The sequence below is a fragment of the Methylobacterium organophilum genome (assembly GCF_022533465.1).
GTDB lineage: Bacteria > Pseudomonadota > Alphaproteobacteria > Rhizobiales > Beijerinckiaceae > Methylobacterium > Methylobacterium organophilum.
In genome coordinates, this window is the sequence record NZ_CP092848.1 from 1728671 (window position 1) to 1752846 (window position 24176).

General features: G+C 67.0%; 22 protein-coding genes. 9 read left to right on the forward strand and 13 right to left on the reverse strand.

The window, feature by feature from the left end; genetic code table 11:
* Window positions 1-7: 7 nt before the first annotated feature.
* From MMB17_RS08025 to MMB17_RS08035, 3 genes are read right to left on the reverse strand one after another with little or no spacing between them, the layout of a single operon-like run.
* Window positions 8-673 carry a CoA pyrophosphatase gene (locus MMB17_RS08025; RefSeq protein ID WP_241101717.1) on the reverse strand — a complete coding sequence of 222 codons (666 nt, stop codon included), beginning with the start codon at window positions 671-673 and terminating at the stop codon, window positions 8-10.
* On the reverse strand, window positions 670-1245 hold the full coding sequence (locus MMB17_RS08030) for a DUF1285 domain-containing protein (protein ID WP_238309249.1): 576 nt from the start codon (window positions 1243-1245) through the stop codon (window positions 670-672). Before MMB17_RS08030 ends, MMB17_RS08025 begins: the two co-directional genes overlap by 4 nt.
* Before the next feature lie 14 nt (window positions 1246-1259).
* Window positions 1260-1688, reverse strand: a complete 429-nt coding sequence (locus MMB17_RS08035) for a PaaI family thioesterase (protein WP_238309248.1) — start codon at window positions 1686-1688, stop codon at window positions 1260-1262.
* A gap of 211 nt (window positions 1689-1899) precedes the next feature.
* On the opposite strand from MMB17_RS08035, the gene MMB17_RS08040 reads away from it, so the two are divergent.
* From MMB17_RS08040 to MMB17_RS08060, 5 genes are all read left to right on the forward strand, one after another.
* A complete protein-coding gene (locus tag MMB17_RS08040) occupies window positions 1900-2910 on the forward strand; it encodes an AAA family ATPase (RefSeq protein ID WP_238309247.1) in 1011 nt (336 codons plus the stop codon).
* A 4-nt stretch (window positions 2911-2914) separates the two neighbouring features.
* Window positions 2915-3829, forward strand: a complete 915-nt coding sequence (locus MMB17_RS08045; RefSeq protein ID WP_241101718.1) for a DUF58 domain-containing protein — start codon at window positions 2915-2917, stop codon at window positions 3827-3829.
* 11 nt (window positions 3830-3840) lie between these two features.
* Window positions 3841-6675 carry a DUF4159 domain-containing protein gene (locus MMB17_RS08050; RefSeq protein WP_241101719.1) on the forward strand — a complete coding sequence of 945 codons (2835 nt, stop codon included), beginning with the start codon at window positions 3841-3843 and terminating at the stop codon, window positions 6673-6675.
* Between the two features lie 25 nt (window positions 6676-6700).
* Complete coding sequence (locus MMB17_RS08055; RefSeq protein ID WP_241101720.1) at window positions 6701-8785, forward strand: hypothetical protein; 2085 nt, start codon at window positions 6701-6703, stop codon at window positions 8783-8785.
* Between the two features lie 253 nt (window positions 8786-9038).
* The gene (locus MMB17_RS08060) at window positions 9039-9314 is read left to right on the forward strand and encodes a hypothetical protein (protein ID WP_241101721.1); all 276 of its coding nucleotides are present in this window, start codon (window positions 9039-9041) and stop codon (window positions 9312-9314) included.
* Between the two features lie 88 nt (window positions 9315-9402).
* Here the strand turns inward: MMB17_RS08060 and MMB17_RS08065 are convergent, their stop codons facing one another.
* The 4 genes from MMB17_RS08065 to MMB17_RS08080 all read right to left on the reverse strand — a co-directional run bounded on the left by MMB17_RS08065 (window position 9403) and on the right by MMB17_RS08080 (window position 13461).
* A complete protein-coding gene (locus MMB17_RS08065) occupies window positions 9403-10695 on the reverse strand; it encodes an adenylate/guanylate cyclase domain-containing protein (protein WP_241101722.1) in 1293 nt (430 codons plus the stop codon).
* A gap of 85 nt (window positions 10696-10780) precedes the next feature.
* Window positions 10781-11188: a DUF3307 domain-containing protein gene (locus tag MMB17_RS08070; protein ID WP_241101723.1), complete on the reverse strand. Its 408-nt coding sequence runs from the start codon at window positions 11186-11188 to the stop codon at window positions 10781-10783.
* Window positions 11189-11253: 65 nt separating this feature from the next.
* Window positions 11254-12597, reverse strand: coding sequence for a DUF5666 domain-containing protein (locus MMB17_RS08075; protein WP_241101724.1), 1344 nt, complete (start codon window positions 12595-12597; stop codon window positions 11254-11256).
* A 9-nt stretch (window positions 12598-12606) separates the two neighbouring features.
* Window positions 12607-13461, reverse strand: a complete 855-nt coding sequence (locus MMB17_RS08080) for a DUF6502 family protein (RefSeq protein ID WP_241101725.1) — start codon at window positions 13459-13461, stop codon at window positions 12607-12609.
* 138 nt (window positions 13462-13599) lie between these two features.
* On the opposite strand from MMB17_RS08080, the gene MMB17_RS08085 reads away from it, so the two are divergent.
* The 3 genes from MMB17_RS08085 to MMB17_RS08095 all read left to right on the forward strand — a co-directional run bounded on the left by MMB17_RS08085 (window position 13600) and on the right by MMB17_RS08095 (window position 14704).
* Complete coding sequence (locus MMB17_RS08085) at window positions 13600-13869, forward strand: hypothetical protein (protein WP_241101726.1); 270 nt, start codon at window positions 13600-13602, stop codon at window positions 13867-13869.
* The gene (locus MMB17_RS08090) at window positions 13866-14036 is read left to right on the forward strand and encodes a hypothetical protein (protein WP_241101727.1); all 171 of its coding nucleotides are present in this window, start codon (window positions 13866-13868) and stop codon (window positions 14034-14036) included. The genes MMB17_RS08085 and MMB17_RS08090 overlap by 4 nt, the downstream gene beginning before the upstream one ends.
* Before the next feature lie 428 nt (window positions 14037-14464).
* Entirely contained in the window at window positions 14465-14704 is a 240-nt protein-coding gene (locus MMB17_RS08095; protein ID WP_241101728.1) for a hypothetical protein, read from the forward strand.
* A gap of 33 nt (window positions 14705-14737) precedes the next feature.
* Here MMB17_RS08095 and MMB17_RS08100 read toward each other — a convergent pair whose 3' ends face one another.
* On the reverse strand, window positions 14738-15412 hold the full coding sequence (locus tag MMB17_RS08100) for a polyamine aminopropyltransferase (protein WP_241101729.1): 675 nt from the start codon (window positions 15410-15412) through the stop codon (window positions 14738-14740).
* A gap of 160 nt (window positions 15413-15572) precedes the next feature.
* On the opposite strand from MMB17_RS08100, the gene MMB17_RS08105 reads away from it, so the two are divergent.
* Window positions 15573-15827, forward strand: a complete 255-nt coding sequence (locus tag MMB17_RS08105; protein WP_238309234.1) for a hypothetical protein — start codon at window positions 15573-15575, stop codon at window positions 15825-15827.
* A 371-nt stretch (window positions 15828-16198) separates the two neighbouring features.
* Here the strand turns inward: MMB17_RS08105 and MMB17_RS08110 are convergent, their stop codons facing one another.
* The 5 genes from MMB17_RS08110 to MMB17_RS08130 form a co-directional block, all read right to left on the reverse strand.
* Window positions 16199-17377 carry an autotransporter outer membrane beta-barrel domain-containing protein gene (locus MMB17_RS08110; RefSeq protein WP_241101730.1) on the reverse strand — a complete coding sequence of 393 codons (1179 nt, stop codon included), beginning with the start codon at window positions 17375-17377 and terminating at the stop codon, window positions 16199-16201.
* A gap of 53 nt (window positions 17378-17430) precedes the next feature.
* Window positions 17431-18066 carry a hypothetical protein gene (locus MMB17_RS08115; RefSeq protein WP_241101731.1) on the reverse strand — a complete coding sequence of 212 codons (636 nt, stop codon included), beginning with the start codon at window positions 18064-18066 and terminating at the stop codon, window positions 17431-17433.
* 34 nt (window positions 18067-18100) lie between these two features.
* The gene (locus tag MMB17_RS08120; protein WP_241101732.1) at window positions 18101-19432 is read right to left on the reverse strand and encodes a hypothetical protein; all 1332 of its coding nucleotides are present in this window, start codon (window positions 19430-19432) and stop codon (window positions 18101-18103) included.
* Between the two features lie 59 nt (window positions 19433-19491).
* A protein-coding gene (locus MMB17_RS08125) for an IS630 family transposase (protein WP_241099727.1) occupies window positions 19492-20453 on the reverse strand; the annotation gives its coding sequence in 2 pieces (ribosomal slippage) (window positions 19492-20102 and window positions 20102-20453; 963 coding nt in all).
* Window positions 20454-20931: 478 nt separating this feature from the next.
* The gene (locus MMB17_RS08130) at window positions 20932-24174 is read right to left on the reverse strand and encodes a glycosyltransferase (protein ID WP_241101733.1); all 3243 of its coding nucleotides are present in this window, start codon (window positions 24172-24174) and stop codon (window positions 20932-20934) included.
* Window positions 24175-24176 lie beyond the last annotated feature (2 nt).

Sequence of the window (24176 nt, forward strand, 5' to 3'; positions counted from 1 at the left end):
TCCGGCTTTACCGATAGAGGCGTTCGTAGAGGTTGTGCACGATGCCCGCGGTGACGCCCCAGATCAGGCGCTCGCCGAAGGGAATGGCGTAGAAGTAGCGCATCCGCCCCTTCCACTCGCGGGAATGCACGGCGAAGCGCAGCGGGTCCATCAGCCAGGCGAGCGGCACCTCGAACACGTCCGCCACCTCGGCCGGGTTCGGGGCGACGCGGGCGCCCGTGCTCACCAGGCCCACCACCGGCGTCACCAGGAAGCCCGTGGCCGAGAGATAGGGGTCGAGATAGCCGAGCGGCGAGACCTCGCCGATGTTCAGGCCCACCTCCTCCTCGGCCTCGCGCAGGGCGGTGTCCGCCGGCGTCGCGTCGCCGGGCTCGATCTTGCCGCCGGGAAAGGCGATCTGGCCGGAATGGTCGCGCAGATGCGCGGCGCGGGTCGTGAACAGGAGCGACAGGCCCTCCGGGCCGGCCACCACCGGCACCAGCACCGCGGCCAGGCGATGCGGCGCGCCCGGCACATGGGCGAGCCCGGCCGGGTCGAGGCTGTGGTCGCCGCGGGGATTGGCGAAGGGGCCGCCCAGGCCGGGCGGATGACGGTTCAGCAGCCGTTCGGCGCGGGCGAGGAAGTCTTCGATCGTGTCGGGGCGGCCGGCGGCCGCGGCATCGGGCACTCTCATGCGGCGGGGGCGATCCTGAAGAAGCGGCCGGCCGCCGCGAGCCCGAACCAGGATTGTCCGTCGATCATGCGTTCCTCGCCCATCCCGACGAGATCGTAGGTCAGGGACCGGCTGACCAGGGCCCAGAGGTCGCGCCGGACATGGAGATAAGGCCGCAGGCCCCCGTCCGCCCCCTGCTCGAAGCGCAGGGGATGGTCGTCGTCCACCGAGACGAGATCGTCGACATTGGTCCTGAATCCGATGCGACGGCTCTCGCCTTCGCCCTCCACCGCCATCTCCACGGCGACGAAGGGCGCGTCCTCCACGGTGATGCCGACCCGCTCCACCGGCGTCACCAGCACGATCTCCCCGTCCGGCTCCCGGCGCAGGATCGAGGCGAAGAGCTTCACCAGCGCCGGCCGGCGGATCGGCGTCCCCTCGTGATACCAGGTGCCGTCGGCGGCAATCCGCATGTCGATCCGGCCGCAATGGGGCGGGTTCCAGCGCTCGACCGGCGGCAATCCGCGCGGGGGCAGGCTGCCGAGGGCCGCGCTCAGGCGGGAGAAGGTGGGGTCGTTTGCCGTCTCGCTCATCGAAGAAATCCGGTTCAGCCGCCCGACTTGTCCCGCAAGGCCTTCCAGATCCCCGAGACGGAGACGAGGGGCCGGTCGCCGCTGGTCAGGATCGCGCGCACGAAGACCAGGGACGACGTCCTGCGCACGACCTCCGGGCTGGTCTCGACGAGGTCGCCGATCTGGGCCGCGCCGACGAACTGGCTCGTCATCTCGATGGTCACGCATTTCGCGCCCTCGAGCGCCTCCATCACGCAGATGCTGAGGGCACGGTCCGCGAAGGTGAGGAGCATGCCGCCATGGACGAGGCCGACGAGGTTGCCGTGCTTCTCCTCGGCCCGGAAGGCGAAGCGTTTCCGGCCCTCCGCCGTGCGGTGATAGATCGGCCCGACATGGGCGACGAAGCCCGGGTCGGTGAAGGCCTCCCACCCGTCCGGAAACCCCATGCCGCTGCCTTCGTTCATCCGCGCATCCTCTGCCTCTCCGCGCCCATGATGGGCCAGGGGCGGGGCGGGCGCAAAGGCGCCGCCTCCGGAGGGCTTCCCACTCGGCCAGATAGGGCGGATGCGAAATGCCGCGTGCCCCCGGCGCTTGCCATGCGGCGGGATTCGGTTCCAGACTTGCACATTTCGTGGGCCGTTCTTCCGGGCGGCCGCATCAGGAGACGGGGATCCGATGGCACAGGGCGCCGCCACGGCCGGCACGACCAGCCTCGATGAGGGCATCGTCGCCACAGCCGAAACCTGCCTCGAAGCGATCGGGCAGGCGCGCGAGGCGATCCATGGGGTGATCTTCGGCCAGGAGAAGGTGGTCGACCTCGCCCTCGTCACCATCCTGGCCGGCGGCCACGGTCTGCTCGTCGGCCTGCCGGGCCTGGCCAAGACCAAGCTCGTCGAGACCCTCGGCACGGTCCTCGGGCTCGATGCCCGCCGGGTGCAGTTCACCCCGGACCTGATGCCCTCCGACATCCTCGGCACCGAGATCCTCGACGAGGATGCCGAGCGCCGCCGCTCCTTCCGCTTCGTGAAGGGGCCGGTCTTCACGCAGCTCCTCATGGCCGACGAGATCAACCGGGCGAGCCCGCGCACCCAATCGGCCCTGCTCCAGGCGATGCAGGAGCATTTCGTCTCGGTGGCCGGCGAGCGCCACGACCTGCCGCGGCCCTTCCACGTGCTCGCGACCCAGAACCCGATCGAGCAGGAGGGCACCTATCCCCTGCCCGAGGCGCAGCTCGACCGCTTCCTCCTGGAGATCGACGTCGGCTATCCCGACCGCGCCGCCGAGCGCCGCATCCTGGTCGAGACCACCGGCGTCGAGGACCAGCACGCCCGGGCCGTGATGACCACCGAGCAGCTGCTCACCGCTCAGCGCCTCGTGCGCCGCCTGCCGGTGGGCGACGCCGTGGTCGATGCGATCCTCGATCTCGTGCGGGCCGCCCGCCCCGAGGGCGGCGATCCGGCGGTGGCCAAGAAGCTTCTCTGGGGGCCCGGCCCCCGCGCCAGCCAGGCGCTGACCCTGGCCGTGCGCGCCCGCGCCCTCATCGAGGGCCGCGTCGCCCCCTCCATCGCCGACGTGAAGGCCCTTGCCGAGCCGGTGCTCAAGCACCGCATGGCCGTCACCTTCGCCGCGCGGGCCGATGGCGAGACCGTGACCGGCCTGATCGGCCAGCTCGTCGGCAAGCTCTGAGCGGATGGCTTCGCCTCGCCTCTTCGATGGCGCGGAGCGCCGGCCCGGTCGTCCCGCCATCCAGGACGCGCAGGCGCTCGCGGAGCGGATGCCGCGCCTGATCCTGGAGGCGCGCCGGGTGTCCAGCACCCTCGCCCACGGTCTGCACGGACGGCGCCGGGCGGGCCCGGGAGAGAGCTTCTGGCAGTTCCGTCCCTTCGTCACGGGCGAGGCCGCCGCGCGCATCGACTGGCGCCGCTCGGCCCGGGACGACCGGCTCTATGTCCGCGAGCGGGAATGGGAGGCCGCCCACAACATCTGGCTCTGGATCGACCGCTCCGCCTCCATGGGCTTCGCCTCCGACCTCGCCCTCGTGCCGAAGGTCGAGCGGGCGCTCGTCCTCGGGCTCGCCCTGGCCGAGACCTTCGTCGAGGGCGGCGAGCGGGTCGGGCTGCTCGGGCTGACCCGGGCGAGCGCCGGCCGCAACGTGGTCGAGAGCCTGGCCCAGGCCCTGGTGCGCGACGAGGCGGGCCTGACCCAGGACCGGCCGCCCCCGGCCACGCCGGGCCGCTTCGACGAGGCGATCCTCGTCAGCGACTTCCTCTCGCCCCTCGACCAGGTCCGCGCCAGCGTGCAGGCGATCGGGGGCGGCGGCACCCACGGTCATCTCGTCGCCGTGGTCGATCCCGTGGAGGAGACCTTCCCCTTCGCGGGCCAGGCGAGCCTGCACGACCCGGAGGGGGGAGACCATCTCGACATCGGCGATGCCGGAGCCTGGGGCGAAGCCTACCGGCGGCGGCTCGCCGAGCATCGCGACGGCTTGTCGGAGATCGCCCGGGCACAAGGTTGGACCCTGACGATCCATCGCACGGACCGGCCGGCGAGCGAGGCGGCCCTGCGCCTGCTCACCCTGGTCGCCGCCGCCCGCGGAAGCGGCTGAGGAACGCGCCCTTGTTCGGACTTCCGCTGACCTTCGCCGCACCCTTCGCCCTCGCCGCCCTGGTGGGTCTGCCGGTCCTGTGGGTGCTCCTGCGGGTGACGCCGCCGCGCCCGCGGCGCATCGCCTTCCCGCCCCTGCGCATCGCCCTCGACCTGCTGCCGAAGCGCGAGACGCCGGCCCGCACGCCGCCCTGGCTGCTGCTGCTGCGCATCCTTGCCGCGGCCTTCCTGATCCTCGCCGTCTCGGGCCCGGTCTGGAACCCGGCCGGGATCGGCGCCTCGGCCGGGCGCACGCCGCTCCTCGTGCTCCTCGACAACGGCGTCACCGCCGCCCAGGACTGGCGCGACCGCCAGCGCGCGGCGAGCGACGAGATCGAGGCCGCCGCCCGCGACGGGCGCCCTGTCGCCCTCCTCGCCACGGCCGAGCCCGCCGGCGCCATCGAGGCCCGCGCCCCGGCCGCGGCGCTGGAGCGCCTGCGCGCCCTGCAGCCGCACCCGTTCCGGGCCGATCGCGAGGCGCATGTGAGTGCGCTCGCCGCCTTCTTCGAGCGCAATCCCGACGCGGCCCTGGTCTGGATCAGCGACGGGGTCGCCGGCACCGAGCCCGGCACCTTCGGCAAGGCCCTCGCCGGGATCGTGGAGCGGCACGGCACCGCCCTGACCCTGCGCGCCGCCGAGCGCCCGCCGGCGCTCGTCCTCTCGGCCGCGGAGAATGGCGGCCGGCTCGCGGCACAGGTGCTGCGCGCCGCCCCCAACGGCCGGGATGCCGGCCTCGTGCGCGCCCTCGACCAGAAGGGCCTGCCGCTTGCCGAGACGCCCTTCACCCTCGCCCCCGACGCGACCGAGGCGGAGGTCGGGTTCGACCTGCCGGTGGAGATCCGCAACACCATCGCCCGGCTCGAGATTGCGGGCGAGCGCTCCGCCGGGGCGGTGGTGCTGATGGACGAGCGCGGCAAGCGCCGCCGGGTCGGCCTGGTCTTCGGCGGCACCCTGGACCAGTCGCAGCCGCTGCTCGCGCCGACCTACTATCTCTCGCGGGCGCTCAGCCCCTTCGCCGACGTGCAGCAGCCCCGCGGCGGAGTCGGCACCGCGGAAGCCGTAGCGCAGATGCTCGACAACCAGGTCTCGGTGCTGGTGCTCGCCGATGTCGGCGCGCTGGACGAGAAGACCGAGGTGCGGGTGGAAAAGTTCGTGGACGAGGGCGGCCTGCTCCTGCGCTTCGCCGGGCCGCGGCTCGCCGCCGGCAACGATCCGCTGGTGCCGGTGCGCCTGCGCCGGGGCGGGCGCTCCCTCGGCGGCACGCTCTCCTGGGACAGCCCGAAGACGCTGGCGCCCTTCCCGCAGGAAGGACCCTTCGCCGGCCTGACGCCGCCGGCCGATATCGGCGTGCGCCGGCAGATCCTGGCGGAGCCCGACGGCGACCTGCCCGGCCGCACCTGGGCCTCCCTGCAGGACGGCACGCCCATCGTCACGGCGCAGAAGCGCGGCCAGGGCCTGCTCGTGCTGTTCCACGTCACCGCCGACACGACCTGGTCGAACCTGCCCCTGTCCGGACTGTTCGTGGACATGCTGCGCCGGGTCGTCGGCCTCGCCGGGGCCGCCAAGCCTGCGGGGGAGGGCGCCGCCGGGGCGAAGGCGGCGGTGCTCGCCCCGCGCCTCACCCTCGACGGCTTCGGGGCGCTCGGCTCGCCCCCTGCCACGGCCACCGCGGTGGCGGCGGATTACGCCGATCGGGCGACCTACGAGCACCCGCCGGGCTTCTACGGGCCGCCGGACGGGGGCATCGCGGTCAATGCGATGAAGCCGGGCGACCGCCTCGTGCCCCTCGACCTCGCCGGCCTGCGGGACGTGCGCCGGGCGGGGCTCGCCGGGGCCGAGATGATCGACCTGCGCGCCGCCCTGTTCAGCGCGGCGCTGCTGCTCCTCGTCCTCGACACGGTGGCCGCGCTCTGGCTCGGCGGCTTCTTCGGCCAGGGGCGCGGCGGCCTCGGCCGCCTGCGCAACCGGCCGGCGGCGCTCGCCCTCCTCGCCTTCGGTCTCCTCGCGTGGCAGGGGGAGACCCTGCGGCCCGCCTTCGCGCAGGAGGCGGCGGCCAACCGGCCCAACGGCGTCGAATCCGCCCTCATCACCCGGCTCGCCTATGTCGTCACCGGTGATGCGGCGGCCGACGCGGCGAGCCGGGCCGGCCTGTCCGGCCTGACCCAGATGCTCGCCGCGCGCACGGCCCTGGAGCCGGGGGAGCCGGTCGGTCTCGATCCGGCCAAGGACGAGCTCGCCTTCTATCCCCTGATCTACTGGCCGATCGTGCCGAGCCGGCCGCAGCCGGGCGAGGCGGCGATCCGCAAGATCGACGCCTTCATGCGCAACGGCGGCACGGTGATCTTCGACACCCGCGACGCCCTCACCGCCCGGCCCGGCGGCCCGGCCACGCCGGAGGGCGCCTATCTGCGCCGCATGCTCGCGACGCTGGAGGTGCCGGAGCTCGAGCCGGTGCCGGCCGACCACGTGCTCACCAAGGCCTTCTACCTCGTCGACAGCTTTCCCGGCCGCTACAGCAGCGGCCAGACCTGGGTCGAGGCGCTGCCGCCCGCCGCCGAGGGGGCCGAGCGCCGTCCCGCCCGGGCCGGCGACGGCGTGACGCCGATCGTGATCACCGGCAACGATCTCGCCGCCGCCTGGGCCATCGGCCGGCGCGGCGAGCCGCTCTATCCCCTGTCCGGGGGCGACCAGCGCCAGCGGGAGATGGCCTTCCGCGGCGGCATCAACCTCGTGATCTACACGCTGACCGGCAACTACAAGGCCGATCAGGTCCACGTTCCCGCGTTGCTGGAGCGGCTGGGGCAGTGAGGACCGTCGCGCAGAGTACCGTCCCATGCTGAGCCTCAGCTTCACGCCCCTCGTGCCCTGGCCGGTGCTCGCCGCCTTCGGGGTGGTGGTCGCCCTGTTCACCGTGCTCGCCCTGGTGGCGCGGGGGCGCACCGCCTTGCTGCGGGCGATCGCCCTGGCCCTGGTGCTCGCGGCGCTGGCCAATCCCTCCCTCGTGCGCGAGGACCGCGACCCGGTGAAGGACGTCGCGGCGATCGTGGTCGACCGCTCCGGCTCCCAGGCGCTGGGCGACCGGCCGCAGATGACCGATGCGGTGCGCGCCGAGCTGCAGCGCCGCTTCGGCACGCTCGCCAATATCGAGCCGCGCTTCATCGACGTGACCGACACCCATGAGGGCGACGACGGCACCAAGCTGTTCACGGCGCTGACCCAGGCGCTGGCCGACGTGCCGCCGGAGCGGCTCGCCGGCGTGGTCATGCTCACCGACGGCGTGGTGCACGACGTGCCGCCCTCGCTCGAGGCGCTTGGCATCAAGGCGCCGCTCCACGTCCTGGTCACGGGGCACGCCGACGAGCGCGACCGCCAGATCAAGCTCCTGGAGGCGCCCCGCTTCGGCATCGTCGGCAAGGATCTGACCATCCGCGCCGAGGTGCAGGAGCGCGGCGGCACCGGGCAGGCCACCGTCACCGTGCGCCGGGATGGCGAGGAAATCGGCCGGCGGACCTTCCCCACCGGCCAACCCTTCTCGCTCACCACCAAGATCGAGCATGGCGGCCCGAACGTCGTCGAGATCGAGGTCGATCCGCTGCCGGGCGAGCTGACCACGGTGAACAACCGGGCCGTGCTCCCGATCGAGGGCATCCGCGAGAAGCTGCGGGTGCTCCTCGTCTCCGGCGAGCCGCACCAGGGCGAGCGCACCTGGCGCAACCTGCTCAAGTCGGACGCCAGCGTCGACCTCGTCCACTTCACCATCCTGCGCCCGCCGGAGAAGCAGGACGGCACGCCGATCTCCGAGCTCTCCCTGATCGCCTTCCCGACGCGCGAGCTGTTCGTCCAGAAGATCAAGGACTTCGACCTGATCATCTTCGACCGCTACGCCAACCAGAGCGTGCTGCCCTCGGCCTATTTCGACAACATCGTCCGCTACGTGCGCGAGGGGGGCGCGGTGCTGATCGCGGCCGGGCCGGAATTCGCGAGCCCGGCGAGCCTCGCCCGAACCCGCCTCGCTGCGGTGTTGCCGGGCGATCCGAGCGGCAAGGTGCTGGAGAAGCCCTACAAGGCGGCGCTCACCGAGACGGGCCAGCGCCATCCCGTCACCCGGGCGCTGCCCGGCTCAGAGGCGAATCCGCCGAACTGGGGCGATTGGGTGCGGCTGATCGCGGCCCAGGTCCGGCCCGGCGTGCAGCCGATCATGCAGGGGGCGGACGGGCAGCCGCTCCTCGCCCTCTCCCGGGAGGAGAAGGGCCGCGTCGCCCTGATGCTGTCGGACCAGGCCTGGCTCTGGGCCCGGGGCTACCAGCAGGGCGGCCCCTATCTCGACCTGCTGCGCCGCCTCGCCCACTGGCTGATGAAGGAGCCGGCCCTCGAAGAGGAGGCCCTGCGCGCCCAGACCACCGGCCATGGCCGGGAGGTCCGCATCGAGCGCCAGACCATGGCGGAGACCGCCGAGCCCGTCACCGTCACCGGTCCCACCGGCGAGGAGCGCCGGCTCGACCTCAAGCAGGCGGAGCCCGGCCTGTTCAGCGCCACCTTCGAGGCCCAGCGCCTCGGCCTGCACACCGTGCGCGCGGGCAATCTCGTCGCCTTCGTCAGCGTCGGGCCGGCCAATCCGCGCGAGCTCGCCGACGTGTTCAGCGATACCGAGCGGACCAAGGCCGTCGCCGAGGGCTCCGGCGGCACCGTGCGTCGCCTCGCCGACGCTTCCGGTAACACGGTGGTGCCCCGATTGCAGATCGTGCGCGGCGGCCGCCTGGGGGGCGCCGACTGGATCGGCTTCCGCCCCAGCGACAGCGCCACGATCCGCGGCGTCGAGGTCTATCCCCTCGCGGTGGGCCTCTGGGCGCTCGCGGCGCTCGCGGCCGCCGTTCTGGCGATGTGGCTGGTCGAGGGACGCCGGGGCCGGGCCGCCTGAGCCCGGCCCGAAACGGCGCAGCCTGTGCGCCGGCCGCACACGGGGCGCCCTCCGGTTCATCCCGTCGGATTAAAGCCGCGACCGGTTGGCGTGCGGACCGGCACGCGGCCGAAACGAGCCGGTGGATTAAAGGGCAACAGCAAGGACGTGCCGTCACGCACCGATATTCAGAAAGATCTCTCCTATCTTCAGTTCAGGTTCGAGGAGCAAAAGTTTCCGGAGCCGAAACCGAGATAAAGGAAGGGATGAATTCATGAAGCACATCGTAGCTGCCGCCACTTTCGCCGCCGCCATCGTGTTCCCCGCCGCGGCCTTCGCCCTGGCCGAGGGCAGCCAGCAGGCCGCCGGCGGCGCCCATATGAGCTCCTACATCAGCGACCCCTATCACGATCCGAAGTCGGTCTGGGCCCAGAGCCGCGGCACCGGCCAGATCCTCGGCGCGCCGATGCTCTCGGAGAATGCCGGCGCCCATAACGTGCGCCGCGCTGCCCCGGTGAACCCCCGCTGGAGCTCCGGCACCGCCCGTTAGGCGATGGCCTTTCGGCGCCTCAGCGCCGCCTTCGCCCCTTCCAGAAACCCGTCCGGCCTGCGCCGGGCGGGTTTTTCGTTGTCACGACTCAGGGGCGGCCGTCCTCGATCGCGTAGAGGGCGATCTCATCGCCCGGCGCGGTCGTTACCCGGCGCACGCCGGCGGCCTGCTCGGCCTGGAGCAGCCGGGCGAAATCCTCGGAGGCCGCGAGGGTCAGGTCCGCCGCCTTGGCGCGGGATTCGAGCCGCGCGAGCAGGTTCATCGCCGGCCCGAGCACGGTGTATTCGGCCCGGAAGCCGTCGTCGAACACGCCGACCAGCACGTCGCCCGCATGAAGCGCGATGGTGACGCGCAGGGGCGGCAGGCCCTGGCGCTCGCGGTCCCCGTTGAGGCGGGCGAGCCGCGCCTCGATGGTGCGGGCGCAGGCCAGGGCGCCGGTCATCTGCCGCTCCACCGAGCCGACCACGAACTGCGCCAGGATGCCGTCGCCGACATATTTGTCGACGATGCCGCCCTGCTCGGTCACTGCCCCGTGGACGAGGGCCCGCACGCCGAGCAGCGCCTCCACCACCTCGGGCTGCGGCCGCGCCCGGCTCATCGCCGAGAAGCCGCGGATGTCGAGGGCCAGCAGGCAGGCATGGCGCAGGCGCGGTGTGCCGAGACCGCCTTCCTCCGCGAGCCGCGCGGCGACGCTGCCCGGCACGAAACGGGCGAGCAGGCTGCGCTCGCGTTCGAGGCCGAGGGCCGTGCCCACCGCCCGGCGCAGCCGGCGCACACCATCGACCACCACGAAGCTCGCCGCGCAGAAGGCGAGCAGCCCCGAGACCTCCTCCGTCAGGGTCACGTGCGGCCCGAGCAGGCTGCCGCGCAGGGAGGCGACCAGGAGCGCCCCGCCCCAGGCCAGCGCCACCGCCCCCGAGAAGACCAGCGTGTGCCAGACCCGCATGCTCAGGGCGGTCTGGAGCAGCAGCAGGAAGGCCGGCAGGCGGCTCACCGCGGTGGCGGCGTCGTCGGAGCCCGCCACCACGCCGGCGAGCATGTGCTCGACCTCGACATAGATGACCACGGCGGCGTTCAGCAGCGTCGAGGCCCAGGCGAGCCATTCGGTGCGCCCGGCATGGCCGACGCCCAAGGCGTCGAGGCGCCGCTCCCAGCGGTCGGCCAGGGCGAGGCCGATCGAGCAGACGGCATAGGCGCCGAGCACCGCCCAATGGCTCAGCCCGTGTACCGACCCGTCGTAGCTCTGGGCCATGGCGAGCAGCACCACCACGACGAGGGCGTGCATGGCGATGAGGCGGCTGCCGGCCGCGCCCTGCAGGAGGCGCTCGGCATGGGTCTCGCCCTCGCGGTCTGTGCTCGCGGAGCGCGCCTCGGGACTCATTCGATCTCCAGGGTTGGGCGCCGCTTCCGAGGGCGCCCGCTCCCCGTAAACGGTTCAGTCGCCGATCTCGACCGTGGGAACGCGGTCACATCAACAGGATTGCGGCGGCGAGCCCGATATTGGTGATCTGGTGAAGGAACTGGTCGAGGCCGATCAGCCACCAGAACCGGGGCTGGCCCGGCCGGCACGGCCCCCAGCGGCTCGTGAGGGTCTTCACCCGGTCGATGGCGATGTGGATCGCGAAATCGACGAGGGCGAGCCACCACAGGCGCGGCGCCAGGGCGAGGGCGATCAGGAGCGTCAGCGCCGCGTGGCAGAGCACATGCGCGCAGAGGGGCCGCAGCCAGCCGCGCCGGCTCTCCTTGCCGCGGGCGATCCAATCCGTCTGGAGCAGGAAGTCGGCGACAACGTGCTTCAACGCGAATAGGGCGACGAGCGCGGCGGTCGCCAGGACCGCCGCCGGATCGTGCGACGGAATCGACGGGCTCGGCATCGCCGGTCAGGCTCGCGCGGCAGGGTTAACGTCGGGTTTCCAGCTTTCCCGAGGACGACGCGGTCTCACCGCCGCCCGCCGCCGAAACCGCTGGGACCGCCTCCGCCGAAGCCGCCGCCACTCGGGCCGCCGCCGCCGAAACCACCGCCGCCGAAGCCGCCGGGGCTGCCGGCCCCGCCCGGCGATGGGCTGCCGCCGAAGCCGTCTCCCCCACCGAAGCCGGGGCGCGTGTCGATCGGGTAGCCGCCGGGCCCCTGGCCCCGCCCGAATTCGTGGCCTGTCCCACCGCCGGGCGCGGCGCCGGGATAGCCGCCCGGCCCGCCTCCATGCCCGCCGCCGAAGCCGCCCCCGCCGGGTCTTCCCCCACCCTGTCCGCCGCCGCCGGGGCCGCTGCCGCCCGGACTGCCGTTGCCAGGCCCGCCGTTCGGGCCAAAGCCGCCGCCGGGCTGACCGCCCGGCCCTGTCGGGCCGCCGCGGCCCTCGAAGCGCAGGCCGTCGAGGGTGAGGCGCCCGTCCCGGCCGGGGGAGACCGAGAGGACGGCGTGACGGCTGCCGCCGCGGGGCATGTCCGCATCCGGCGCTCCGGCGACCCCCAGCCCCGAGCCGAGCCGCAGCCCGTCCCGGCCCGGGCCGATATAGGCCTCGATCGAGGCCCGGCCGATCGCGGCCGGGAAGGGCCGGCTCGCATCGCGGGCGCCCGAGACGGCGAAGGCGCCGTCGCGCATCGCCCCCTCCGCCACGATGCGGCGGCCCACGAGCCGGGGGGACAGCCCGGCGAGGGGCAGGCCGCCGATCGCGGGCGTGCCGTTCGCCGCCTTGCGGACCGGCCCGGCCACGCGGTCGGGACCCTCCGCCCGGTGCTCGACGCGGCTCGCGACGATCACGCCGTCGAGGCGGCGCAGGCCGCTGACCGCGACCCGGTCGCCGACCTTCCAGGCGCCGGACTTCACGGTCGACACGCTCTGCCCGAGCACGGTGAGGCGCCCCTGGCCCACCGCCTCGACCGGGCCGACCACCTCGCTGTTGACCTCGATGGCCCGGGTGGAGAGGGCGCCCTCGGCGCCGGTGGCCACCACCCGCACCACGTGGCCGATGCGCAGGTCGCCGGCCCGCCGCGGCTCGCCGTCGATGCGCACCGCGACATCGGCCGGATAGGTGATGCGCAGGTCGTTGACGATGATGGAGCCGAACCGGCGGATCGTGCCGATCACGCCGGTGCCGCCGATGCCGCGGTCGCCGCCCGGGGTCTCCTCCTCGGTCGGCCTGGCGCCGGTGCCGCCGATGCCCCGATCCTCGGGCGCGTCGGGGGCGGCGGGGGAGCGCCCCGGCCGCCAGAGGGTGGCGACACCGGTCAGGAGCGCCAGCAGCGCCCGTCGGGTGCCGCCGCGGTGGTCGGAGGGTTCGCGCACGGGGCCGCCTCAGGCCGTCGCGTCGGCGTTGGATGCGCCGGGCGCGGGCGGAACCTCCTCCCGGTAGACGTAGATCCCGAAGTTCCAGCGGTGGCGCCCCCCCGGATCGCTCTCGCAGGCGGCATGCGCCTCGGCATTGGCCTGCCGCAGGGCATCCATGGCGATCTCGCGGGCACGGGCCTCGAGCCGTTCGGCGAGTTCGGCAGACAGGCCGTCGTAATGCACCGCGCGCTCCAGGAAACGGGGCGCCTCCCCGAGGATGTTCTCCACCGAAGCGGCGACGTGATCGTGCAGGTTCCGGCCGAAATAATAGAGCTGCGGCTCGCCGCCTCCGCGCGGCAGATAGGCGGATTCGAGAAGCACGACGCGGCCCTGCTCGTCGAGGACGGCGAGGCCCCGGTCGAGCCACTCGTCAAGCACGGCGCGCGGGCGCACGTCGCGGGTCACGCCCGCCACCAAGCTCTCGAAGGAGGCGGCTCCCTCCTCCGCCGCCCGCGGCAGGGGCAGGGGGCGGCCCTGGCGATCGGTGAATTCGGGCGCCGCGATCCAGCGGGCGATGATGCGGCTCGTGCGCGAGACCACCGCCGGCACCTGGCTCACCGGGGCGCCCGCCCCGCGCAGGCGCCGCACCTCCTTGCGGTGGATGCCGGTGAGCAGGCTCACGCGGCTGTCGGTCTGTTCCTTCCCGGGCAGGGCGAAATCGTATTCCGCAACGTTGACGTAGAGTTCACGCAGCAGGTTCGTCAGGGCCGGGAAGGTGATGCCCCGGCTCACGAACAGCCGCACCAGCGGCCGCAGCAGGCGCGCCACCGGCGCATGCAGCGCGGTGCCTTCGGGCGGAGCTGGATCGATCGGCTCGGACATTCCGCGAGTCTTAGAAGGCTGTGCGTGGGAGACAATCCCACAATCTGCCCTTTCCAGGCCTGAACGGCGATTTTGCCGTTGACGTGGGATTTTTGCACACGTAACTTTGTGTGGTCAAATTTCCCACGGAGATCGAGCGTGACGGAGATCCATCCGCCGTTGTCACCGTCCCCCGAGGGGCTGCGGCTGCGCCGGGCGCGGCCGTCTCTCGCGGACCTCTCCTTGAGACCCCTGCAACGCGGCCTGCTGCTCGCGGCCGTCCTGCTCTCGCCCGTCGCCGGGCAAGCCGTGGCCGCGCTCACCCGCAGCGACGGCGAGACGGCGGTGCGAGCCTTCGCCGCCCTGCCCTCAAGCCCTCCGGGTGGGGCGGCGAAGCGAACCTATCGGATCGAGGATCTCCGGCCATGATCGCGGCGTCGACACGCCTGTTGCGCGGCATGGGCCAGGGGCTTCGCCGCGAGGCCTGGATGGACCCGGATCTCGATGAGCCCTGCGGCGGCGAGCGCATCCTCGACTTCGCCCTGTGCCTGATCGTCTCGGCCTGCGTGGTGGGCCCGCTCCTGCTGGCGCTCTGAGCCGGGCGACCGCGCGGATCCGCCGCTCGGCCGTGGGAGACGGGTGTCCCACGGTCTCCGCCGGCGCGGATCGCTATCATGGTTCTTTATTTCGGTGAGGCCTCTCGCCCCGCGGCCGCTCTCCTCCATATGAAGGATACCCTCTGCGCAATCGCGTGCCTTGGGCAGCTCGGCAGAGGACATCATGGTTCGTACGGCGAATGTCGGCGGCGCTCAGTCCGTCTCGGCAACGGATTTCAACGAGCGCGTGAAGCGGCTCCTGGCCGATAAGCCAGAGAGTGCGAAGCCCGTGCTGAAGTCCAAATCGAACAATCGCGGCCCGAGAGTCGGCCCCAAGACGTAGAATGATCGGCGGCGGTCCTGAACCGGGGAGGCCGGGCGGAATTATGCGGGGATACGCGCTCGACAACAGCGGCTCCCTGCCATCCATGTCCACACCGACCCACCTCCGCTTCCTCTCCGCCGCTGACCCGCATCCCCGCGGCTTCGGTTCGGATTACGATCCGATCCTGCACGGCGTCGCGAGCGGCCTGGGCGCCTTGTTTCCGCCGATCGACAACGCCCGGCGGTGCGAGGCGCAAGAATGCCGGGACGAAATGGGCCAGGGCTGCGAGGGGGCGGGACAGACCCTTGCCGTGAGCGCGGGCACGGCGGTGGTCGAACCGTAGGATCCCGGCGCGTCCGCGACGAGCCGGCCCGTCTCAGGCGGCGCGGGTGGCGACCCAGACGACGTGCCGCGGGCCGCTCTGCCCGCTGGCCGGCATGCGCGTTTCCTGAACGCCGAAGCCGACCCGTTTCAGACGCGTCTTGAACTTGCGGTCCGGCGTGCCGGACCAGACCCCCAGCACCCCCTCCGGCTTGAGCGCCCACCAGGCGCGCCGCAGGCCCCAGACGTCGTAGAGGCGGTCGTTCGCCCGCCGCATCAGCCCTTCCGGGCCGTTGTCGACATCGAGCAGGATGGCGTCCCAGGCGCCGGGACCGGACTGGATCAGGCGCGTCACATCCGTCTCCCGCAGGACGACGCGCGAGTCGTCGAGGCAGCCGGCGAAGACCTTGGTGAGGGGACCGCGCGCCCAGCCCGAGACCGCGGGCACCAGCTCGGCCACGACGACCTCCGCATCGGGCCCGAGCACCTTCAGGGCGGCCCGGAGGGTGAAGCCCATGCCGAGGCCCCCGATCAGAACCCGCGCCCGCGGGCGTCCGGCGATCGGGGTGCAGGCCAGGGTCGCGAGCGCCTCTTCCGAGTCGCCCCGCGTGCTGTTCATCAACTCGATCGTGTCGACGACGATCGAGAATTCGTCGCCCCGCTGCATCAGGCTGAGGTTTCGGCCGCCCCCGGGAATCAGGCCGGTGTCGAGATGGACCCATGCGGTCATGACGTGCTTTCTCGTGGCGCCGTGCGGCGGCGTGCAGGGGGAAGGAGCCGAAGCCGTCAGGGGATCGCCTCAGAACGATGCGGCCGACCGTGCGCTGAGCGCAGGGCTTGGCGAAGCCACCGGGGCTGTCGCGCCATCCGCCCAGGTTCTATGAGCGCTGATGGCCAAGCGTATCAAGTCTCTCCCGCAGGAACGCGGGTTCGTGCTGTTCGACGTCGTCTATGCGGACGGCAGCCGCTCCTCCAACCGGCGCGTTCCGGTCGAGCTTCTCGGAGGGCTGGACGGCGACGGTCCGGCCCGGGACCTCATCACCGAGCAGGATGAGGCGATCGCCCAGAAAGCCGGGCGCCCGCGGCGCGAGATCGAGAGCCTGCTCCGTTCGCCCCCGGCTCCTCTGAAGCCGCCGCGCGAATAGGGCCTCCCAAGACGCGTCTTCGTCCGCGCGGGGCTCTCGGAGCCTCGCGCCCCTCTTGTCTGCAAATCCGAAGCCCGGACGGGCCTGTCGGGACACGCTTCGGCCGATCGCCGGTTGTGCGGATCAGCACGATATCGCAGCCCTGAGCGTGCGCGGCCTCAGCCTAAGCTTGACCAGCGTTCGAGCCGCGTCCGTCGCTTGAGCAGCCAAAAGGCGGCCACCCCCGCGCCTCGGATCGGGCAGCGCTGGCAGGCACGATCTTGGTGCTGCACATGGATTATTCTTTCCCGCGCGCCAGACCGCGTTTCATGAGACGTTTTTAGAACGGCACGCGGGCCTGCCGATCGATGATCCGAGGATCGCGAATTGAGTCAGAACCGTGCGGAGAGGCGGGCGGTGCCGGTATGCGAGAGGAAGCGGTCTCCGACATGGGCCTGGTACTCGCCCGTCAGCTCGATGCCGCCGCCGAGCCCGATCTGGAAGCCGAGGCCGGCCTCGCCGATCGTGTCCGGGATGCGCGAGGCGGTGGCGAACACCCCGAGGCTGCCGCTGCCCTGGAAGCTCGCCAGGCCGGTGAAGTGGTCGTCGGACAGGAGCGTCACGCCGAGGGTGCCGTAGGGGCGCAGCCAGCGGCCGTTGTCGAAATCGAAGCGGCCGCCGATCTCGACGTTCGGGCTGAAGGCCACCAGGGTCTTGCTCATGGCGCGGATGTCGAGATTGATCTCCGGCGCGCCCGTCTCCGAATAGGCCGGGCTGTGCGTGTAGAGCAGGTCGAGGTCGGCGTAGGGCTTGATGTACCAGCCGTCGAACAGGAACTGGTAGCTCGCCCGCAGGCGCCCGCCCGCCGTCAGCACCTCCGACTTGCTGCGCGCCGACCAGATCCCCTCGCCGATGCTGACCGAGCGGAGATTGTCCTGCCAGGCGTAGCCGACATTGGCCGAGGCCGCGAACAGCCAGGGGCCGACCTGGTGCTTGAGCGCCATCGAGACGTCGGCGGCGTCGCTCGTCGTCCCGCTGATGCGGTCGGAGTCGTTCTGGTAGGCGCGGGTATAGGCGCCCGACAGGCCGAAGAACCAGTCCGGGGCGAACTCGGTCTGCAGGCCGCCCTGGTAGCTGAGCGCGTTCTGGCGGTAGCCGCCCTCGCCGGGTGAGGAGAACAGGCTGGTGCGGGCCGCCGTGACGCGGCCCCAGACGCACTCGCCCTCGCGCAACAGGGTGCCGGAGCCTTCGAAGGCCGGGCAGCTCATGGCCCGCTTCAGGCCGGCCCGGGTGTCGAGGGTGCGGCCGGTCAGGACGTACTGGTTCGATTCCTGGTTCAGATCGTCGAGCGCCGCGGCGTAGCTCTTCTTGCTCTCCACGGAGAGGAAGCGGGCGAACAGATCGGCCTCGCCGATCGACCCGTTGTTCCACAGCGTCTGCAGGGCTTCGGCCGTGGATTTCTGGTCGCCGGTGAGGCTCATCCCGAGGGGCGTGGTGAAGCGCGCCGTCGGGCTCAGGGCGAGGCTGTTGCCCGACCGCAGGATCGCCCAGGTGACCGGAACCGAGTCCAACTGAATCGCCGTCGAGGCGGCGGCCGCCGTCATGTTCGTGATGCTGCCCGCCGTCAGGAAGGTGTACTAGCCCCGCTCTTCAGAAATCCGATCAAATCCTGCGGGGCGGTATTCTTGTTCGTGTACCATTTAAGCCATTGATCAATATCGTCTCTCTTTCCATAGGTTTTTACGACAATTTTGTTGACGTCGAGCATCTCCTTGACGAGAGCGAGCATCCCCTTGGTCGAAAAATCAAACGAGGCGGACTTCTCTTTGCCGGTAAAGCCTCCCCCGACGCCGCCACCACCACCAATCGATTGGGCGAAGATGCCGTGCGCCCCTTCCTGATCGGTAATGACCGAAGCGTTCCTGCCGTTGCTGACCGTGACGGTTCCGCCGGAATCACCCTTGCCGCCGCTGCCGCCAACATTGACGTTCGCATTGATCGTCTCTTCGCCGGCGCCCTGGAAGCCGCCGCCAGTTCCACCGCCGCCGCCCACGCTCTGAGCGAAAATGGCGGTCGCGTTCGGCCCACGGGTATGGACAGTGTTTGCGTTGTCGACCGAGACGCCACTGCCACCGCCACCGCCACCGCCCAGCGCGACAGACCCGAAGAGCCCTAAAAGGCTGCGGGCAACGCCGCCATCGCCGCCGCCGCCGACGACGCTCTGCGCCAGGATGCCGTAGGCACGGGGCTGCATCGTCATGATCGTGCCACCGTTGCGCACGGTGACCTGACCGTCATCGCCGCCGCTGCCGCCTTCCCCTCCCGAGCCGTAGAACAGGAAGCCGCCGCCCCCCCCCCCCCGCGCCGCCGGCGCCGATCTCGGAGGGTTTTGGTATCCTTGTCTGAAAGGCATCGAGCGCTTTGCCGCCGCCGATGCTCCGGGCAACGAGGGCCGACGCTTCCTCCCCTTCGGGTAGGATCTCACCCATATTGTCGACGAGGACGCTGCCGCCTTTGAACAGGCCGTCACCGCCGCGACCGCCTGTGCCGCCAAGGGACTGGGCAACGATCCCGAACGCGTAATCGCCCGCCGTCATGACCGTCCCTGCATTGAGTGCGGCGATGTGGCCACCATCACCCGCCACACCGCCGCGCCGACCATTGGTTCGGTCGGACGAACCTTCGCCTCCGTTGCCGCCAATACTCTGAAGTAGAACCGCCGTCGCGTTGTCACCCCTTGTCTTTACGATACTTCTGTTGTCGAAAAGAACGGAGGGACGCTGCTCCGTACCGCCGACGTTGCCGCCATTGGCACCGACGGCCCCTTCCACGTCAATGGATCCGCCTTTGCCCGCCAGTGCCTCGACGATGGCGGCTGGCGCGTTCGCGCCCTCCGTTACGATCCCCCCCCCGACGCCAATCTTGACGGAAGCCTCTCCGCTCTCGCCGCCCGCGCCCGCGCGGGCACCGCTGAACGGCCCGACACCGTTTTTGCCGCCGTCACCGCCCTGGGCAGTGACACGCAATCCTGCCAGATTGACACCTGTGGTGCCGAGGATCCCGTCGATCTCGGCGGTCGCAGCCCTACCGTTGCCACCTCTCCCCGCATCCGATCGTAGACCGCTGACCCCGATCGCCCGCTCGATCCCCCCCGATCCGCCTTGGCTCCCCTGGGACAGAAGCCAGACCAGCGGAACCCCGGCCCTCAGATCGGCAGCAGTAGCGGTGATGGGCGCGCCGCGCTGAACGAACGTGACCCCGCCAGCATCAGCACCATTGGCTGCGCTCTTCGCTTCCGCGACGTATCCGTTCGATCCCCCCTTCGATACGATTCTGATCAGCGGCCCTTCGCTCAGGCTGCCGGATTGGACGAGCCCGGACTGGTACAGACTCACGAAGCCGCCGATCCCGCCGCGTGACGGCGCATAATCGCTGTAGCCATCGCTGCCGGTCCCGCCGATCGAAGCGAGGTCGACGGCGGTCGTAGTCCGTCCGCGACTGCCGATTGTTCCGCGATTGTCGTAACCGAACGAGGCGCCCTCGGCACCTTGTGTCGACGTGACCCACTGTGAGAACCAAGTCTTGTCGGCATCCCGACCGGCACTCGCGGTTCGGAGATCGATCAAGGCGTCCCGGTCGCTGTTCAGGACCTGTTGGGCCTCCGCGTCTCTAGAGCGGTTCCCGCCTACGTAGCGACGGCCAAGTCGTTGTCGTAGCCGGCGGCGGCGAGGCTGTTGCGGCACTCGTCTGGGGTGAAGCGGGTGAAGGCGTGCCGGATGGCGTCCCAGAGGTCTGGCAGGGTGCGGGCGGCTGCGCTCCGCAGCAGGGCTTTCAGCTTGGCGAAGATCTGTTCGATCGGGTTGCACTCGGGGCTATAGGGCGGAAGGTAGAGCAGCCGGGCGCCGGCCGCCTCGACCCGCTCGCGGATGCCGCTGACCTTGTGAGCTTGCAGGTTGTCGAGGATCACGATGTCGCCGGGCCGCAGCACCGGGCCGAGGCGGTTGGCGACGTAGTCGCGAAAGCGCTGGCCATTGGTAGCGCCATCCGCGAGGTCGAAGGCGCACAGGCCGGTGGTGCGCAGGGCGGCGGTGACAGTGGTCGTTTTGTAATGGCCCTGGGGCACGAGGAGCCGGCAGCGCTCGCCGCACGGGGCGCGGCCGTAGCGGCGGGCCATGTTGGTGGCGGCCGCCGTCTCGTCGAGGAAGACGAGCCTGTCGGGGTCGCGGTCAGGCTGGGCCGCGAACCACGCTTCACGCGCCGCCTTCACGTCGGCCCGCTCCTGCTCCGTTGCGTACAGCGCCCCTTTTTACGGGTGATCCCATGGCGAGCGAAGAAGCGTGACAGCCCGCTCGTGCTGGTCTGCACGCCCTGCTCGGCCAGGGCGTCGCGCACCTCACGCAGGAAGCGTTCGGGCTGGGCCTCGTCGAGGGAGAGGATCAGATCCGCATGCGCCTCGATCGCCGGCAGGCGGTCGTCGCCGTGTGTCGGTTTGGGGGCGGCGTGACCCTGCTGCGCAAACCGTTGCGACCAGCGGCTGGCGCTCGACACGCTCACCCCGAACCGCGCCGCCGCCTGATGGAAGGAAGCGCCCTCTGTCACGGCCGCCACGACGCGCTCGCGCAGATCGACAGACAACGGTGAAGGCATCGCTGGATCCTTCACCGGTCAACGCTCCAGCCACCGTCCTGTCGCAACACCGCCGGGAACGGCCCTAGTAGCCATCTGCCCTAATCACGGCGCAGATCCGAGAAGAGCATGCCGAGCCAGCACATGCCAAGTTCGACCGCTTGCGCCGATTCTTTAAAGACTGCGAGAGCCAGAAAGATACATACGAGTTCTGCGGATGCGGCGCGAGCTTCACCATCTTCGATCAGATCCAGCGGCTCTGTCAGATCTTCTCGTTCAGATCAACGATATTGTGGTTAGAGCAGCATCTCATTCGCAGCGTTCACGCCACGAAACTACAGCTCCGACGCACCCTATCAAATCTATGTGTTCGCAAAAATTCCGTTGATGAATCGCTATCCAATGATAGACGGCGCATCTTCGGAATTTTTGCGAATCACACTGAAAGCAGTAACTCCAACTTTTTAAACAAAAGCAGAGGTAAACAAAGGCGCGGCGATTATTTGACCTTCTGCAAAAAAGTCAACATATCTTCGACTGGCTTCGATCCTTCGACGGTCCTCTCAAAATATGAGGATTTTTTAGATAGGGAATCTATAATTTTGGCGCGAGATATTTCATCGTTATATGTTTTAATTGTAAGACTGATCGCTTCTGATAATTCAACTTCAGTTTTGTATTTTTGGCCAATGCCGATCAAATCTATTATTTCGGAAGGTCCAGCCGCATCGTAAACGATCGGAAAACATCTGTTGGTAACCGCTTCGGCGACTGTCATGCCAAAATGTTCAAAATCCGCTGGCGAGTCATCCGGATGCTTTCCTAAGCCGGCGGCATGTACATAAGCGTAGGCGGACTCATACGCTGCTTTTACTTCAGCGATCGACGCGTTAGGCACCAATTCACAGTTGAGAGATTTTGTAATTTTTCTGACTTCTTCAAAATAATCCTGATCGTTCACACTACCCATCATTACAAGCTTCCACTCTCTTGAGGTAGAATTATTCTCTACAGCGCTCTTGAAAGCTTTGGCAATTTCAACCTGATTTTTGCTGTGTCCGCTTTTGAAAAATCTTCCCACCGACAGGATTATTTTTTCTTTCTTTGCCTTGCCATCCGGTATTAGTATGTCTGGTACAGAAGGGAATACCAGTTCTGCTTTAAACGTATTTCCCCAATATTTTTTCATCCAAGACAAGGTATAATTCGAATTTGGGATAAAATTGTAACTTTGAAGAAAACGAAGAGATGGATTTTTGCTTGGAAAACTCACGATATAATACGACTTGCGAGCAATAGAGGGTGTTTCATCCATGTATGAAGAGTTGATAAGCAGATCGTAATCAGACGTGACACCTGTATTGAAGTCTCTTATTATGCGTTTGCATGTAGAGCTTAGATCCATCGAGAAGTATTTTTCAAGCACCGATATTTCGAAATCTTCATTTGAAATCAACTCAACTATCCCATGCTTTTGCAGTATCGCGGCAAATCTCAACGCATGCGCTTCTCCACCACCTAGTGTATTCCAAAAGCGATTGTAAATGCCAATCCTCTTTGTGCGTTCAACGCTTTTATTCTTAAATTGGCTGCTCTCACAGATGGTCTTTATTTCTTCTATTATTTGTGGATAAATAGATGCAGAGCGCCGTTCAACATCAGTCTTGCGATCTTCTGATGAATTCAGCCAGTGGCTGTAGTGGTTCAGTTCCCTTATGCGAGAGTCTAACGTTTGATTCCTAACTAGAGCGTCTTCAAAGAGATATTCATATATAACTTTGTTTCTATTCACATATTTCAGCCAAAAATTAGACTTTTCGACTGAGGTTGCAGAATGTTTGTGTCGAACGACTGAAGTTGGAGTGTAAATTAAATCAAAGCCAGCTGCCCGTAGTCGTCTCGACAACTCACTATCTTCGTAATATGCAACAAAATCTTTAAAGAAAATATGTCTTCCATCAAGCGCATTTCTTTTTATAGCTACAGAGCACCCGCAGATAAGATCGACACGGCATTCTCGATTGTACTGCCCGTTGTCGTACTCGCCGAAACCAATATCACCCGTTTGGAGCCATTTAGGCTCGTGGCTACCAGCATTATTAATGACAAATTTTGCATATTTTTTATCGTACTCCGACCAATTGTATCTAGCAAAGTGGTTCGCCTCTTTTACATTTATGATATCCTTTGAATATCTGCTTTTGAGTGTAAGGGCCGCGTCCGGCTCAGTGGTAGAGATTTTAATATCGACCCCCGTCCCCGTGATAGGCAATTTCAATTCAAGAACAAACATACTACCGGATTTTTCTGGGAAATACTTTTCGTCAGTCTCTGATCCGTAATCTTGAATTATTTTGAGGTAGTCTAACGATTGTAGAAGCGTCGCTTTGCAAAGCGAAAATCGCTCCCGGCTCGCGATTTGCAGCGATGCAAATTTTTCCCAGAATAAGACCTTCGAAGTTACCGCTGCAGCATCGGGATTATTTTTTGCTGCAACAACAAGCCCTTCGAGCCAAGCCGTCTGGGGATATGTGTCATTATTCAATAGCACAATCAGCTCTCCACGTGACTGAAGAAAGCCCTGATTGTTTGCGCAAGCGAACCCAACATTCGACTCTAGCTGAATTACTTTAGCCGTTGGGTCAAGTTTTGAGATTGTTTCAATCGATCCATCAGTCGACCCATTATCGACAAATATTAATTCAAAATTTTTATATGTTTGACTTCTCAATCCTTCGCACAAATCACTTAGATGCTGGCGCCCGTTAAAATTTACCACAATAATCGAAACCAGGGGAGTCTCGCTCAAAGTTAAGTCGGGCTTATTTATCGAAATGGTTCCTGCATCAAAGTTAAAGCGTCCGAACGGACACGGGTTGTTTGTCCGACGCCCTATTTTGCAAAAATGAATAAGCGGATCCTGCTCTGGTCCAGTTGGACTCACATAATTTTTTTTATACCAATTAATGTCAAACAGCTCATGCGTGGATACAGATCTCTCTCTATCAAATTGCAAATAATAAGTTAAGGCGTCGATTCCCTTTTCTAGTCCAAATTTGAAACCGGCACTTTCAGCAAGATATCGCTTAGTATCAAATAGAGGATTCGGCCAATATAGTTCTTTAGAGCCGAATTGAATAAAATGAGAAAGAGGATCTATTCCTTCCGCTAAAGCTTCTTGAGCAGCTTTATTTTGTTGAAGGTACCACTTCGTATCAAAAAGGGGGTGCGGAGAGAAGCCTTGATGTGCGCCATACATTAAGAAGTGAGATAGTGGATCTAAGTTCATATCCAGCATCTCAGAAATTCCAGGATTATTTTCAATATACCAGCCAATGTCGAACAATAAATGCGGCGACTGTTGATGCTTTGATCCAAAACGAATAAAATGAGAAAGGGGATCCGTAGCGCTCAAGTGCTCGCGATATACTTGGCAGTTGTCGATATAATATTTCATATTAAAAAGCGGATTGGGCCAGAGGTTGTCTTCGGCCCCATGTGATAAAAAATGTTCGAGAGGATCCATGCCATTTTCAAAAGCCTTTTGAGCACTCTGATTGCTGTCAACGTACCATTTCGCTGAGAACAGTGGGTGCGGAGATAGTTTTAGCCGTGCTCCATAATTTCTGTAGTGCAAAAAGAGCTCTTGCTCGTCGATGTTGGGATCGGATTGATTATCTAATTGAGACTTATACCAAATTGGATTGAACAAAATTGAACTTCGGATTGCAGAGTATCCCATTT

What these genes read in the sequence shown, in the direction of transcription:
- MMB17_RS08105 (WP_238309234.1), top strand. Translation starts at nt 15,573, where the DNA reads ATGGCCAAGCGTATCAAGTCTCTCCCGCAGGAACGCGGGTTCGTGCTG.
- MMB17_RS08090 (WP_241101727.1), top strand. Translation starts at nt 13,866, where the DNA reads ATGATCGCGGCGTCGACACGCCTGTTGCGCGGCATGGGCCAGGGGCTT.
- MMB17_RS08030 (WP_238309249.1), bottom strand. Translation starts at nt 1,245, where the DNA reads ATGAGCGAGACGGCAAACGACCCCACCTTCTCCCGCCTGAGCGCGGCC.
- MMB17_RS08115 (WP_241101731.1), bottom strand. Translation starts at nt 18,066, where the DNA reads ATGACGATGCAGCCCCGTGCCTACGGCATCCTGGCGCAGAGCGTCGTC.
- MMB17_RS08055 (WP_241101720.1), top strand. Translation starts at nt 6,701, where the DNA reads ATGCTGAGCCTCAGCTTCACGCCCCTCGTGCCCTGGCCGGTGCTCGCC.
- MMB17_RS08070 (WP_241101723.1), bottom strand. Translation starts at nt 11,188, where the DNA reads ATGCCGAGCCCGTCGATTCCGTCGCACGATCCGGCGGCGGTCCTGGCG.
- MMB17_RS08095 (WP_241101728.1), top strand. Translation starts at nt 14,465, where the DNA reads ATGTCCACACCGACCCACCTCCGCTTCCTCTCCGCCGCTGACCCGCAT.
- MMB17_RS08100 (WP_241101729.1), bottom strand. Translation starts at nt 15,412, where the DNA reads ATGACCGCATGGGTCCATCTCGACACCGGCCTGATTCCCGGGGGCGGC.
- MMB17_RS08035 (WP_238309248.1), bottom strand. Translation starts at nt 1,688, where the DNA reads ATGAACGAAGGCAGCGGCATGGGGTTTCCGGACGGGTGGGAGGCCTTC.
- MMB17_RS08065 (WP_241101722.1), bottom strand. Translation starts at nt 10,695, where the DNA reads ATGAGTCCCGAGGCGCGCTCCGCGAGCACAGACCGCGAGGGCGAGACC.
- MMB17_RS08060 (WP_241101721.1), top strand. Translation starts at nt 9,039, where the DNA reads ATGAAGCACATCGTAGCTGCCGCCACTTTCGCCGCCGCCATCGTGTTC.
- MMB17_RS08040 (WP_238309247.1), top strand. Translation starts at nt 1,900, where the DNA reads ATGGCACAGGGCGCCGCCACGGCCGGCACGACCAGCCTCGATGAGGGC.
- MMB17_RS08045 (WP_241101718.1), top strand. Translation starts at nt 2,915, where the DNA reads ATGGCTTCGCCTCGCCTCTTCGATGGCGCGGAGCGCCGGCCCGGTCGT.
- MMB17_RS08130 (WP_241101733.1), bottom strand. Translation starts at nt 24,174, where the DNA reads ATGGGATACTCTGCAATCCGAAGTTCAATTTTGTTCAATCCAATTTGG.
- MMB17_RS08080 (WP_241101725.1), bottom strand. Translation starts at nt 13,461, where the DNA reads ATGTCCGAGCCGATCGATCCAGCTCCGCCCGAAGGCACCGCGCTGCAT.
- MMB17_RS08025 (WP_241101717.1), bottom strand. Translation starts at nt 673, where the DNA reads ATGAGAGTGCCCGATGCCGCGGCCGCCGGCCGCCCCGACACGATCGAA.